Origin of the sequence: Herbaspirillum sp. LeCh32-8, from assembly GCF_017814915.1 — a bacterium.
In the GTDB taxonomy this organism is placed as follows: Bacteria; Pseudomonadota; Gammaproteobacteria; order Burkholderiales; family Burkholderiaceae_D; genus Herbaspirillum.
In genome coordinates, this window is sequence record NZ_JAGIPZ010000006.1 from 96137 (window position 1) to 108654 (window position 12518).

The window sequence follows — 12518 nt, forward strand, 5'->3', positions numbered from 1 at the left end:
CCGGTTGGGGCGGCCCTTTTTGTTTTTACGGCCGGTCAACGACGCTGGGTCCCTGCTTTCGCAGGGACGACAGGTCGTTGATGGACTCGAACAGACGAGGGTTCATTTATTCTCCTCTGCGTCGTCCCTGCGAAAGCGGGGACCCAGTATCGTTCGCCGCATGCCACTTGCGCACGATTGAGGGAAGAAACCTGACCTCAATTAGTCGAGTCACCTGTTGTCGTCCCGGCGCAGGCCGGGACCCAGTGTCGTTTGTTGCGCGCCGCCTGTGCATAAAACAAAACGCCGTCCGGTTCGCACCCGACGGCGTTTTAATTTGATGGCTAATCCGGATCAGGACTCAACCGACTCCCCACGCAAGCGCGTGATCACGCCATCCAGCGCATCGAGGTCGCTGAAATTGATGATCAGCTGGCCCTTGTTGCGGGCGCCGGTCTTGATGTTGACCTGGGTGGCCAGCAGGTCGGACAGCTCTTCTTCCAAGCGCGTGATGTCGCGCGACTTTTCCTTACCTTCGCGCGGCTTGGCGGCCTGCTCGGCGGAGGCGCGCGTGACCAGCTTTTCAGCGTCGCGCACCGACATGCGCTTGGCGACGATCTGGTTGGCCAGCTGGATCTGGGTGGCGGAATCGACCACCAGCAGCGCGCGGGCGTGCCCCATGTCGATGTCGCCGGCCATCAGCATGGTCTGCACCGGCTTGGCCAGGTTCAGCAGACGCAGCAGGTTGGACACCGCGCTGCGCGAACGACCGACCGCGACCGCGGCCTGCTCGTGGGTGAACGCGAAGTCGGTGATCAGGCGATGGATGCCCTGCGCTTCTTCCAGCGGGTTCAGGTCCTCGCGCTGCATGTTCTCGATCAGCGCCATGGCGGCGGTGGTCTGGTCGTCGACGTTCTTGACCAGCACCGGCACCTCGGTCAGGCCGGCGATCTTGGCCGCGCGGAAGCGGCGCTCGCCGGCGATGATCTCGTAGATGTCCTTACCGTTCTTCTGGCCGATGGCGCGAATCAGGATGGGCTGCAGCAGGCCCTGTTCCTTGATCGATGCCGCCAGTTCGTTGAGCGCGCCCTCGTCCATGCGGCTGCGTGGCTGGTACTTGCCGGCCTGCAGTTCGGTGACGGGCATCACGCTGGGCAGGCCGGCCTGCGCGGCCTGGGCTTGCGCCTCTTCGGTGATGTCGGAGGAGCCGCCCAGGAGCGCTTCCAGACCGCGTCCGAGACCCTTGGATTTTTTCAGAGATGTTGCCATTGGATTGCCTGATGAAAAGCGACGCTGTGGATAAATTACAGCGTCTTGATGCGCTCGACCATTTCCGCGCCGAACGCGATATAGGCTTGCGCACCCTTGGAATTGGGATCGAAATTCACGCCCGGCACGCCATACGAAGGAGCCTCGGCCAGACGCACGTTGCGCGGAATGACGGTCTTGAAGACCTTGTCGCCGAAGTGCTGCTCGAGCTGGTCGGAGACCTGCTGCGAGAGCGTCATGCGCGGGTCGAACATCACGCGCAGGAGGCCGATCACCTTCAGCTCCGGGTTCAGCTTGGCGTGCACCTTCTTGATGGTGTTGACCAGGTCGGACAGGCCTTCCAGCGCGTAGTACTCGCACTGCATCGGGATGATCACGCCGTGCGCCGAGCACAGGCCGTTCAAGGTCAGCATGGACAGCGCCGGCGGGCAGTCGATCAGGATGAAGTCGTAGTCGTCGGCGACCTCGGCGAAGGCGTTTTTCAGGCGCGCTTCACGCTGCTCCAGTTCGACCATCTCGACTTCGGCGCCGGCCAGCTCGCGGTTGGCCGGCAGCACGTCGAACTTGCCGGCTTCCGAGGTCTTGCGCACGCTGCGGATGTCGGACATGCCCAGCAACACTTCGTAGATCGACGCCTCCAGCGTGGCCTTGTTGATGCCGGCGCCCATGGTGGCGTTGCCTTGCGGGTCGAGGTCGGCCAGCAGCACGCGCTGGTTGTGCTGCGCCAGGCCGGCGGCCAGGTTGACTGCGGTAGTGGTCTTACCGACGCCGCCCTTCTGGTTGGCGACGCAAAAAATTTTAGCCATGTTGTTTTGATTACTCGCTTATTGTGTCGTCAACTTGATGCCGAAGCCGATCAGGAACACTCCTGCGGCGCGTGAAGCCAGCGTGGCGATGGTGCGATTGCGCGCCAGGCGCCGTGCCGCCATGTTGCCCACCAGGACCAGCAGGCTGCCGTAGAAGGCGGTGCAGCAGCAGATCACCGCGCCCATCGTGACGAAAGTGAGCGCGCCCTGTTGCGTGGCGGGATCCAGGAACAAAGGGAAGAACGCCATGTAAAACACGATGGCTTTCGGGTTGATCAGCGTCACCAGAAAGCCGCGCCGGAAATCAGCGGCGTTGGAAAAGGGTACGACTGTACCACCGCCCTCGCCTCTTGCAAACAGCAGGCGCAATCCGAGGTAGGCCAGGTAGGCTGCGCCCAGGTACTGCAGCCCGCGAAACAGCAGCGGATTGGCATGCAGCAGCGCGGCCACGCCGACCGCCGCCAGGAACATCAGCACGATGTCGCCCAGCATCAGCCCGGCGATGGCGGAGAAGCCGCCGCGCACACCGTGCTTGGCCGAGCAGGTCAGCACGCAGAAGGTACCGGGGCCGGGCAACAGCAGGAACACCATGGTGGCGGCGATCAGCTGCCAGACGTCGGTAATGCCGATGGAATGAAACACTGCCTGCATGTGGTCGTCTCCCTTGCCTTGTTGATCTCTGCGCCGCATCGTGGCGCCCGCCTTGCCGATGTCATCGCGGCCTTGCTGCTGCCGTTCGGCGCCGGTCCTTATTGTTTGCTCTTCACCAGGCGCGAGGTATCGAAGCCCTGCTTGGTGGCGTTGTTCACGGCGTTTTCGTACTGCTCTTCGGTGATGGTGGGCGTGCGCGACAAGATCCAGAGATATTCGCGCGACGGGCTGCCCACCGTGACCAGCGTGTATTGCGCATCCAGCTCCATGATCCAGTAGTCGCCCCAGACCATCGGCAGCCAGCCCAGCCAGGCCGGCGCAAAACGCACCTGCAGCTTGCTGTTGTTGCTGCCCGGGACCACGCGCGCCACGCCTTGCGCTTCGTCGTTGCCGTCAGCGGTCTTGCAGCGGTTGACGACGTTGATCTCGCCGTCTTCGCGCGCACTGTATTGGGCGGTGGTGTTAGAGATGCACTTCTTCTGGAAGCCGTTGGGGAATTTGGCGATCTCGTACCAGGTGCCGGCGTAGCGCTTGAGGTCGACTGCGGGAACGGTCTTCACTTCCTGTGCATAAGTCAGCGCACAGACGCTCATCGCGGCAAGCGACAAGGACAGCGCGGCAACGGCCTTGGATAAGTTGGTCATCAGGACATTCTTTCGATGAAGATGAGATGCCGCTCGGCATCCAGTCCCGGCACATGCAAGGGCTGTACCTTCTCCACTTTCCAGGCGGCCGGGAGCCGGTCGATTTCCTGTTGCGGCATGACGCCTTTCAGGGCAATGTACTTGCCGCCCTGCTGCAACAGGTGGTTCGACCAGTCGATGAAGTCGTTGAGTTCCGCGAAGGCGCGCGAGGTGATGACGTCGTACTGTTGCTCTGTGGGCAACTCTTCCACGCGCGCATGGAACACCGTGACATTGCTTAACTGCAACTCTGCCTTCACCTGGGTCAGGAAGGCCGTTTTCTTCTGCACCGTGTCGACCAGGGTGATGGACATCTGCGGCTCGGCATCGGCGGCCCAGATGGCCAGCACGATGCCCGGAAGGCCGCCGCCGGCGCCCACATCCAGCACGCGCTGCGCGCCGGCGAAGGCCGGCACCGCGGCCAGCGAGTCCAGCAGATGATGGCTGATCACCTGGGCCGGATCGCGCAGCGCCGTCAGGTTGTAGACCTTGTTCCACTTCAGCATCAACGCCTGGTAGGCCATCAGTCGCGACAGCTGGCGCTCATTCAATGCCAGGCCAAGCGCGGCGGCGCCGTCCTTCAGCGTTTGGGTCAGGGTGTTCTGGTCTGCCTTGGTGCTCATCCGTGGTCCGTCTTGTTCTTGTGGGTAACTGAAAGTCAGGCCGCCTGGTTGTCGTCAGCCTGTACGGCCACCTTCAGGCCGCCCTTCTTCAGGTGCACCAGCAGCAGCGACAACGCCGCCGGGGTCACGCCGGAAATGCGCGAGGCCTGGCCCAGGGTTTCGGGCTTGTGCTTGTTGAGCTTCTGGCGCACTTCGATGGACAGCGCTTTGACGTCCATGTAGTCGAGGTCGGCCGGCAGCTTCAGGTTTTCATTGTGATCCTGGCGGCTGATCTCGTGGGCCTGGCGGGCGATGTAGCCGGCGTACTTGACCTGGATCTCGACCTGCTCGCGCACCGGGCCGTCCTCGATGCCGGGGCCGGCCAGGGCTTGGCCTTCGGCGCCGGTCAGGCTCATCAGGCTGTCGTAGTTCACGTTGGGACGGCGCAGCAGCTCCAGCAGGTTGTACTCGCGCTCGATGGCTTTGCCCAGCACGCGCTCGGCTTCGGCGGCCTGCAGGATGCGCGGGTTCACCCAGGTCGACTTGAGGCGTTCCATTTCACGTGCAACCGCTTCGCGCTTCTTGTCGAAGGCGGCCCACTGGGCGTCGCCGACGCAGCCGAGTTCGCGGCCGATTTCGGTCAGGCGCAGGTCGGCGTTGTCTTCGCGTAGCGAGAGACGGTACTCGGCACGGCTGGTGAACATGCGGTACGGCTCCTGCACGCCTTGCGTGACCAGGTCGTCGACCAGCACGCCGAGGTAGGCCTCATCGCGGCGCGGAGTCCAGGCGTCACGGCCCTGGGTCTGCAGCGCAGCGTTGATGCCGGCCAGCATGCCCTGAGCCGCGGCTTCTTCGTAGCCGGTGGTGCCGTTGATCTGGCCGGCGAAGAACAGGCCGCCGATCTGGCGGGTTTCCAGCGAGGACTTCAGGCCGCGCGGGTCGTAGTAATCGTATTCGATGGCATAGCCGGGACGCAGGATATGGGCGTTTTCCATGCCCTTCATCGAGCGCACCAGCTCCAGCTGCACGTCGAACGGCAGGCTGGTGGAGATGCCGTTGGGATAGAACTCGTGGGTGGTCAGGCCCTCGGGCTCCAGGTAAATCTGGTGCGAATCCTTGCCGGCGAAGCGGTGGATCTTGTCTTCGATGGACGGGCAATAGCGCGGGCCCACGCCTTCGATCACACCGGTGTACATCGGGCTGCGGTCCAGGCCGCCGCGGATGATGTCGTGGGTGCGGCTGTTGGTGTGGGTAATCCAGCACGGCATCTGGCGTGGATGCATCTCTGCATTACCCATGACCGAGAACACCGGCACCGGATCCAGGTCGCCCGGCTGCTCTTCGAGGATCGCCAGGTTGATGCTGCGGCCGTCAATACGCGGCGGCGTGCCGGTCTTCAGGCGGCCTTGGGGCAGCTTCAGCTCCTTCAGGCGGGCCGATAGCGACACCGCTGGCGGGTCGCCGGCGCGGCCGCCGGAGTAGTTATTGAGGCCGACGTGGATCTTCCCGTCCAGGAAAGTCCCTGCGGTCAGCACCACTGCCCTGCCCTGGAAACGGATTCCAGCCTGGGTCACGGCGCCGACCACACGGTCGCCTTCGATCATCAGGTCGTCCACCGCCTGCTGGAACAGCCACAGGTTGGGCTGATTTTCCAGGCGCGAACGGATCGCCGCCTTGTACAGAACGCGGTCAGCCTGGGCACGGGTGGCGCGCACGGCCGGGCCTTTGGACGAGTTCAGGATGCGGAACTGGATGCCCGCCTCGTCGGTGGCGATCGCCATTGCCCCACCCATGGCATCGACTTCCTTGACCAAGTGGCCCTTGCCGATGCCGCCGATGGACGGATTGCAAGACATCTGGCCCAGGGTTTCGATGTTGTGCGTCAGCAGCAGGGTCTTCTGGCCCATGCGTGCCGCGGCCAGTGCGGCTTCGGTGCCGGCGTGTCCGCCGCCAACGACGATGACGTCAAATTGTGTGGGATATAGCATGGAGCGCCTCTTGGAGAGGTAAAAGACAGAGGTGAGAGCAGAGGCGAGATTATAAAGTCTTTTCCCGGGCGGGGTCGGGAGGTGGGTCGGATTAGGCCGAATATCGCCCCGGATGATGTTGGTTTACCTCACTCCCCTTCTCTTGTTGGACGCTATCGGTTTCGTTCAGCCATAGCCGTAGCTGATCAATGAAACATCTGCCGCGCTGTTTCACGTGAAACATTGCAGAAAATTTGCATTGTTTTGGGGGTGGGTCAGGATACACCTGAAAACATCGTCATTTTTGTACAAATGAAAAACGGAGCCGTAGCTCCGTTCTTCGCATCACGTTTTCTTGCCACTGTTTCACGTGAAACAGTGGCCGGTGAAAGTCGCCTTATTTGAGGAAGGCGTCATACGCGCTCTTCACAATCAATACCCCGACCACCACCAGGAACAGCTTGCGCACGAACACACTGCCATGTTTCATGGCCAAGCGCGTACCCACAAGAGAACCACCGATATTGAACACCGCCATCAGCAAACCCAACTGCCAGATCACGTGACCGCTGTAACCGAACCAGCACAGCGCCGCCAGGTTGGTGGCGATGTTGACGAACTTGGAGACCGCCGACGCCGACAGGAAGTCGTAGCTGAACACCCGCACAAACAGGAACACCAGGAAGCTGCCGGTGCCCGGGCCGAACACGCCATCGTAGAACCCGACGGCGGCGCCGATCAGCGCGGCGTAGATCATCTCCCTGGCGCCGGTCAGCGTGGGCGCGTGGGTGGTGCCGAAGTCCTTTTTCTTCAAGGTGTACAGCGCGACCGCGATCAACACGAAGGGCAAGGCCTTGCGGATCAGGTCGGTTGGCACGTGCGTCACCACATAGGCGCCGAAAAAGGACAAGGCAAAAGCCGCGATCGCCGCCGGCGTGGCGGTGCTCCAGCGAACCGCCACCTTGCGCGCGAAGTTGATGGCCGCGGCGCTGGTGCCCATCACCCCGGCCACCTTGTTGGTGCCGAGCAAGGTCGCCGGGGCGGTGTTGGGGAATACCGAGAACAGCGTGGGCACCAGCACCAGCCCGCCACCGCCGACCACGGCGTCGATCAATCCGGCAACGAAGGCGGCGGCACACAGGATCACGTAGTCAAGCATGGAAGACCACCTGACTGGAAATACGAGATTGCATTACAAGACTTTCGAAGGAAGGGATAAGCGGGGCCGCAGCCTCCCCGGCTGCGGAGCGCTATTCTACCCCGCCCTGCTCCGCCGTATTGGCAACAGATCAAGCCCGCTGCAATCAGCTGTTGCGCAACAGAACGAACTGTTACGGTCCTCTTTGCGCCAGAGCGGCGCCGGCTATCGCAAACCCTTTGGACAAAAAATTACCGCCGGGAAATCACCCTGCGGTGACTTGCCGGCGGCAAGGATGCCATCGTCGCCGATGGCATCCGCTCTGTTGATCTGAGGATCAGTGACCCTGGCTTGCGGTCTGCCCTTTCTTGGTCAACGCCAGGATCTCGCCGACGATGCCCTTACGGAACAGCAGCACGCAGACGATGAAGATGAAACCGGTGACAATGGTGACCGAGTCGCCCAGAGTGTTGAACCAGTCGATGTGGGTCACGCTGGCCAGCCAGTTGCCGATATCGCCCAGCTTGTTCTCCAGCATGATGATGATCACCGCGCCGACGATCGGACCGACGATGGTGCCCAGGCCGCCGACCAGCGTCATCAGCACCACCAGGCCGGACATGCTCCAGTGCACGTCGGTCAGGGTTTCGAAGCCCAGCACCAGGGTCTTGGTGGAACCGGCCAACCCCGACAGAGCAGCCGACAGCACGAAAGCCAGCAGCTTGTAACGCGCCACGTCATAACCCAGCGAGATGGCGCGCGGCTCGTTCTCCTTGATCGCTTTCAGGACCTGCCCGAACGGCGAGTTGATGGTGCGCACGATCAGCGCGAAGCCGAACACGGCGATGGCCAGCACCACGTAGTACAGCGTCAGGTCGTTGCCCAGGTCGATGAAGCCGAGCAACTTGCCGCGCGGTACGCCTTGCAGGCCGTCCTCGCCACCGGTGAACGGCGCCTGCAGGGCCACGAAGAACAGCATCTGCGCCAGCGCCAGCGTGATCATGGTGAAGTAGATGCCCTGCCGGCGGATCGCCAGCAAGCCCATCACCAGACCGATCAACGCCGCGGTCGCCGTGCCCACCACCAGGCCCAGCTCGGTCGGCAGACCCCACACCTTCAGCGCCTGGCCGCACATGTAGCCGGCCCAACCCAGGAAGGCAGCGTGGCCGAAGGACAGCAGGCCGGTGTAGCCGATCAGCAGATTGAAGGCGCACGCGAACAGCGCGAAGCACAGCATCTTCATCAGGAACACCGGATAGACGCCGAAGGGTGCGGCCAGCGCAAGTATTAACAAAATGACAATAATCAGTTTCTTGTTCATGCCGGTCTCACTCTCATTTCTCTTTGCCGAACAGGCCGGCCGGACGCACCATCAGCACGATGCCCATGATGATGAAGACCACGGTGGCCGACAGCTCCGGATAAAACACGCGCGTCAGGCCCTCCACCAATCCCAGGCCCAGGCCGGTGACGATGGAGCCGAGGATGGAGCCCATGCCGCCGATCACCACCACAGCAAACACGGTAATGATCAGGTTGGAGCCCATCAGCGGCGAAACCTGGATCACCGGCGCCGCCAGCACGCCGGCAAAGGCCGCCAGCGCCACGCCGAAGCCGTAGGTCAGGGTCACCATCAGCGGCACGTTGATGCCGAAGGCTTCCACCAGTTTCGGGTTCTCGGTGCCGGCGCGCAGGTAGGCGCCCAAGCGCGTCTTCTCGATCACGAACCAGGTGGCGAAGCACACCACCAGCGAGGCCACCACCACCCATGCGCGGTAGTTCGGCAGCACCATGAAACCGAGGTTGGTCGCGCCCTGCAGCAGGTCGGGCACCGAATACGGCTGGCCGGACACGCCATAGATGGAGCGGAAGATGCCCTCGATCATCAGCGTGATGCCGAAGGTCAGCAGCAGGCCATACAGGTGGTCCAGCTTGTAGAGCCAGCGCAGCATGGTCTTCTCGATGATGATGCCGAAGATGCCCACGATGACCGGCGCCAGCGCCAGCATGACCCAGTAGTTGAGATCGAAATAGCTCAACCCCATCCAGGCGAGGAAGGCGCCCAGCATGTAAAGCGTGCCGTGCGCGAAGTTGATCACGTTGAGCAAGCCGAAGATCACCGCCAGGCCCAGCGACAGCATGGCGTAGAAGGAGCCGTTGACCAGGCCCAGCAGCAGCTGGCTCAACAAGGCTTGCAGGGGAATGCCGAATATATCCATAAAAACCCGTTCATCCAGATGGGTGAAGAACGCAATTGCCGAAAACCGCCCTCCTCCGAGGGCCGCTTCCTACAGCAAAAATCTGCCATTCCCGATTGCGCAGAAATGACAGATTTTGCGAATTGCCTTTACTGCTCAGAACCTCTTCTTTACTTCCACAGCGCGCACTTGGACTCAGCCTTGGTGGTCCATGCCTGCTCGGCAGGAATGGTTTGCACCAGCTTGTAGTAGTCCCACGGATACTTCGATTCCGACTGCGCCTTGACCTGGTACAGGTACATGTCGTGCATCACGCGGCCGTCGGCGCGCAGGTAACCGTTCTTCTGGTACACGTCGTTGAACTTGGCCTTGCGCAGTGCCGCCATGACCTTCTCGGAATCGTCGGTGCCGATTTCCTTGACCACCTTCAGGTACTGCAGCGCTGCCGAGTAATCGGCGGCTTGCAGCGAGGACGGCATTTTCTTGCGCACGGCGAAGTAACGCTTGGCGAAGGCGCGGGTCTCGTCGTTGGCGTCCCAGTACCAGCTGTCGGTCAGGTACAGGCCTTCGGTGGTCTTCAGGGTCAGCGAGTGGACGTCGTTGATGAACACCAGCAGGCCGGCCAGCTTGGCGGTCTTGGTGATGCCGAATTCATTGGCTGCCTTCACCGAGTTGATGAAGTCGCCGCCGGCGTTGGCCAGGCCGACGATCTGGGCCTTGGAGCTTTGCGCCTGCAGCAGGAAGGAGGAGAAGTCGGACGCGCCCAGCGGGTGCTTCACGGAACCGACCACGGTACCGCCCGAGGCCTTCACGACGGCGGCGGTGTCAGATTCCAGCGAGTGGCCGAAGGCGTAGTCGGCGGTCAGGAAGAACCAGCTCTTGCCGCCCTGCTTCACCACTGCCGAACCGGTGCCCTTGGCCAGCGCCACGGTGTCGTAGGCATAGTGCACGGTGTACGGCGAGCACTCTTCGTTGGTCAGGCGGGCCGAACCGGCGCCGATCTGCATGTAGACCTTCTTCTTCTCGGCCGCGACCTTGGCCGAAGCCAGCGCGGTGCCCGAGTTGGTGCCGCCGATCAGCATGTCCACGCCCTGCTGGTCGAACCATTCGCGCGCCTTGCTGGCGGCGACGTCGGCCTTGTTCTGGTGGTCGGCGACCACCAGTTCGATCTTCTTGCCGTTGATGGCGCCGCCCATGTCGGCGATCGCCATCTTGATCGCTTCAGCGCCGCCCTGACCGTCGATGTCGGAATAGACGCCGGAAATGTCGGTGATGAAACCGATCTTGATCACGTCACCCGAAATCTGGGCCGATGCCGGCGCCATCGAGAATGCCGCCGCAGCAGCGGTGACGGCGAGTGCCATTGCCTTAAGTTTCATTTTCATCTCCTCAGTTATGAAGCCCGCTAAATGGGTTGTGATGCGAGACAACTTTTTATGGAGCGGAGAAAGGATCGCTTCCCCCGCGAGCGTACTTATTGGCAGTACTTCTTCTTATGGTGATGCAGTAGTGTTCTTGTGGTGTGGATCTGCTGCGTGCGACCGCTGCTACGCGCCGAGTGCGGAGTAAGCGCGCCTGTGCGACAAGACACAGGCGCTGCCGCGGTGGAACTTAAACGCCCAGCAGCTCGTTCAGCGTCTGCATCTTCGCTTCCAGCTGCGAGGACTCGAACGACTCGACGATCTGACCGTGCTCCATCACGTAGAAGCGGTCAGCCAGGGGCGCAGCGAAGCGGAAGTTCTGCTCGACCATCACGATGGTGTAGCCCTTGGCTTTGAGCGTCGTGATCATGCGCGCCAGCGCCTGCACGATGACCGGCGCCAGGCCTTCGGAGATCTCGTCGAGCAGCAGCAGGCGCGCGCCGGTGCGCAGGATGCGCGCCACCGCCAGCATCTGCTGTTCACCGCCCGACAGGCGAGTGCCCTGGCTGTTGCGACGCTCCTTCAGGTTGGGGAACATCTCGTAGATCTCTTCGATCGACATGCCGCGGTCGGTCTTCGACACGAAGGGCGGCAGCAGCAGGTTTTCTTCCGCCGACAACGAGGAGAAAATGCCGCGCTCTTCCGGGCAATAACCCACGCCGTGGTGGGCGATCTTGTGGGTGGCCAGGTTGATGGTTTCCTGGCCGTTGATCTTGATCGAGCCCTTGCGGGTGCCGACTAAGCCCATGATGGAACGCAGCGTGGTAGTGCGACCGGCGCCGTTGCGGCCCAGGAGCGTCACGACCTCGCCCTGGTGCACGTTCAGGTTGACGTTGTGCAGGATGTGCGATTCGCCGTACCAGGATTGCAGGTCGCTGATTTGCAGCGCCAGCGGCGCGTTGGAAGTGGATTGGCTCACGGGGCTGTTCATGGTTGCGGTCGACATATCAGTGCGCTCCCTGCAGTTCGCCGGCGGCGGTGCCCATGTAGGCCTCCATCACCTGCGCATTGCGCGAGACTTCCGCGTACGTGCCTTCAGCCAGCAGCGCGCCGCGCTGCAGTACGCTGATGCGGTCGCAGATGCCGGAGATCACGCTCATGTTGTGCTCCACCATCAGGATGGTGCGACCGGCTGAAACCTTCTTGATCAGCGCGGTAACGCGATCCACGTCCTCATGGCCCATGCCCTGGGTCGGTTCGTCCAGCAGCATCAGCTCGGGTTCCATCGCCAGCGTGGTGGCAATCTCCAGGGCGCGCTTGCGGCCGTAGGGAAGGTCTACCGTGGTGGTGTGGGCGAAGCTGGTCAGGTCGACCTCTTCCAGCAGCTCCATGGCGCGTTGGTCGAGCTGCTTCAGGCTCTCGCCGTTCTTCCAGAAATGGAAGGACGTGCCGAGCTTGCGCTGCAGGCCGATGCGCACGTTCTCCAGCACGCTCATGTGCGGGAACACCGCCGAGATCTGGAACGAACGGATGATGCCCTGGCGCGCGATCTGCGCAGGCGCATCCATGGTGATGTCTTTCCCGTTGAACAGGATCTGGCCCGAGGTCGGCACCAGGAACTTGGTCAGCAGGTTGAAGCAGGTGGTTTTACCGGCGCCGTTGGGGCCGATCAATGCATGAATGTGGCCGCGCTCAATTTGCAGATTGACCGCGCTTACCGCCGTGAACCCTTTGAATTCCTTCGTCAGGTTCTTTGTCTCCAGAATGACGTCTGTCATGGTCTCTTCTTTCCCTTTTATGCCCGCGCCGGTTGATCCGGTCGTCAAGGCCTGCCCTACTGCGAATCTCCTCATGCGGGTAGCAA

At 62.2% G+C, this 12518-nt stretch carries 12 protein-coding genes; all 12 read right to left on the reverse strand.

From position 1 onward, the window contains the following. Positions 1–333 precede the first annotated feature (333 nt). Complete coding sequence (locus J8I26_RS12655) at positions 334–1248, reverse strand: ParB/RepB/Spo0J family partition protein (protein ID WP_209607469.1); 915 nt, start codon at positions 1246–1248, stop codon at positions 334–336. 35 nt (positions 1249–1283) lie between these two features. Then, positions 1284–2054, reverse strand: a complete 771-nt coding sequence (locus tag J8I26_RS12660) for a ParA family protein (protein ID WP_209607470.1) — start codon at positions 2052–2054, stop codon at positions 1284–1286. A gap of 18 nt (positions 2055–2072) precedes the next feature. Continuing rightward, positions 2073–2705, reverse strand: coding sequence for a leucine efflux protein LeuE (leuE, locus tag J8I26_RS12665; RefSeq protein ID WP_209607471.1), 633 nt, complete (start codon positions 2703–2705; stop codon positions 2073–2075). A 98-nt stretch (positions 2706–2803) separates the two neighbouring features. After that, on the reverse strand, positions 2804–3349 hold the full coding sequence (locus J8I26_RS12670; protein WP_209607472.1) for a lipocalin family protein: 546 nt from the start codon (positions 3347–3349) through the stop codon (positions 2804–2806). Further along, the gene (rsmG, locus tag J8I26_RS12675; RefSeq protein ID WP_209607473.1) at positions 3349–4011 is read right to left on the reverse strand and encodes a 16S rRNA (guanine(527)-N(7))-methyltransferase RsmG; all 663 of its coding nucleotides are present in this window, start codon (positions 4009–4011) and stop codon (positions 3349–3351) included. Before rsmG ends, J8I26_RS12670 begins: the two co-directional genes overlap by 1 nt. 35 nt (positions 4012–4046) lie before the next feature. Further along, on the reverse strand, positions 4047–5978 hold the full coding sequence (gene mnmG, locus J8I26_RS12680) for a tRNA uridine-5-carboxymethylaminomethyl(34) synthesis enzyme MnmG (RefSeq protein ID WP_209607474.1): 1932 nt from the start codon (positions 5976–5978) through the stop codon (positions 4047–4049). A gap of 376 nt (positions 5979–6354) precedes the next feature. Beyond that, complete coding sequence (locus tag J8I26_RS12685; RefSeq protein WP_209607475.1) at positions 6355–7116, reverse strand: TSUP family transporter; 762 nt, start codon at positions 7114–7116, stop codon at positions 6355–6357. A 316-nt stretch (positions 7117–7432) separates the two neighbouring features. Continuing rightward, complete coding sequence (locus J8I26_RS12690; RefSeq protein ID WP_209607476.1) at positions 7433–8416, reverse strand: branched-chain amino acid ABC transporter permease; 984 nt, start codon at positions 8414–8416, stop codon at positions 7433–7435. 13 nt (positions 8417–8429) lie between these two features. Beyond that, positions 8430–9314, reverse strand: coding sequence for a branched-chain amino acid ABC transporter permease (locus tag J8I26_RS12695; RefSeq protein ID WP_209607477.1), 885 nt, complete (start codon positions 9312–9314; stop codon positions 8430–8432). 149 nt (positions 9315–9463) lie between these two features. Then, a complete protein-coding gene (locus J8I26_RS12700) occupies positions 9464–10672 on the reverse strand; it encodes an ABC transporter substrate-binding protein (protein ID WP_209607478.1) in 1209 nt (402 codons plus the stop codon). 232 nt (positions 10673–10904) lie between these two features. Continuing rightward, positions 10905–11660, reverse strand: a complete 756-nt coding sequence (locus J8I26_RS12705) for an ABC transporter ATP-binding protein (RefSeq protein ID WP_209607479.1) — start codon at positions 11658–11660, stop codon at positions 10905–10907. Between the two features lies 1 nt (position 11661). Further along, positions 11662–12432: an ABC transporter ATP-binding protein gene (locus J8I26_RS12710; protein ID WP_209607480.1), complete on the reverse strand. Its 771-nt coding sequence runs from the start codon at positions 12430–12432 to the stop codon at positions 11662–11664. Between the last annotated feature and the right edge of the window lie 86 nt (positions 12433–12518).

What these genes read in the sequence shown, in the direction of transcription:
- J8I26_RS12690 (WP_209607476.1), bottom strand. Translation starts at nt 8,416, where the DNA reads ATGAACAAGAAACTGATTATTGTCATTTTGTTAATACTTGCGCTGGCC.
- J8I26_RS12660 (WP_209607470.1), bottom strand. Translation starts at nt 2,054, where the DNA reads ATGGCTAAAATTTTTTGCGTCGCCAACCAGAAGGGCGGCGTCGGTAAG.
- J8I26_RS12700 (WP_209607478.1), bottom strand. Translation starts at nt 10,672, where the DNA reads ATGAAACTTAAGGCAATGGCACTCGCCGTCACCGCTGCTGCGGCGGCA.
- J8I26_RS12710 (WP_209607480.1), bottom strand. Translation starts at nt 12,432, where the DNA reads ATGACAGACGTCATTCTGGAGACAAAGAACCTGACGAAGGAATTCAAA.
- leuE (WP_209607471.1), bottom strand. Translation starts at nt 2,705, where the DNA reads ATGCAGGCAGTGTTTCATTCCATCGGCATTACCGACGTCTGGCAGCTG.
- rsmG (WP_209607473.1), bottom strand. Translation starts at nt 4,011, where the DNA reads ATGAGCACCAAGGCAGACCAGAACACCCTGACCCAAACGCTGAAGGAC.
- J8I26_RS12685 (WP_209607475.1), bottom strand. Translation starts at nt 7,116, where the DNA reads ATGCTTGACTACGTGATCCTGTGTGCCGCCGCCTTCGTTGCCGGATTG.
- J8I26_RS12655 (WP_209607469.1), bottom strand. Translation starts at nt 1,248, where the DNA reads ATGGCAACATCTCTGAAAAAATCCAAGGGTCTCGGACGCGGTCTGGAA.
- mnmG (WP_209607474.1), bottom strand. Translation starts at nt 5,978, where the DNA reads ATGCTATATCCCACACAATTTGACGTCATCGTCGTTGGCGGCGGACAC.
- J8I26_RS12670 (WP_209607472.1), bottom strand. Translation starts at nt 3,349, where the DNA reads ATGACCAACTTATCCAAGGCCGTTGCCGCGCTGTCCTTGTCGCTTGCC.
- J8I26_RS12695 (WP_209607477.1), bottom strand. Translation starts at nt 9,314, where the DNA reads ATGGATATATTCGGCATTCCCCTGCAAGCCTTGTTGAGCCAGCTGCTG.
- J8I26_RS12705 (WP_209607479.1), bottom strand. Translation starts at nt 11,660, where the DNA reads ATGTCGACCGCAACCATGAACAGCCCCGTGAGCCAATCCACTTCCAAC.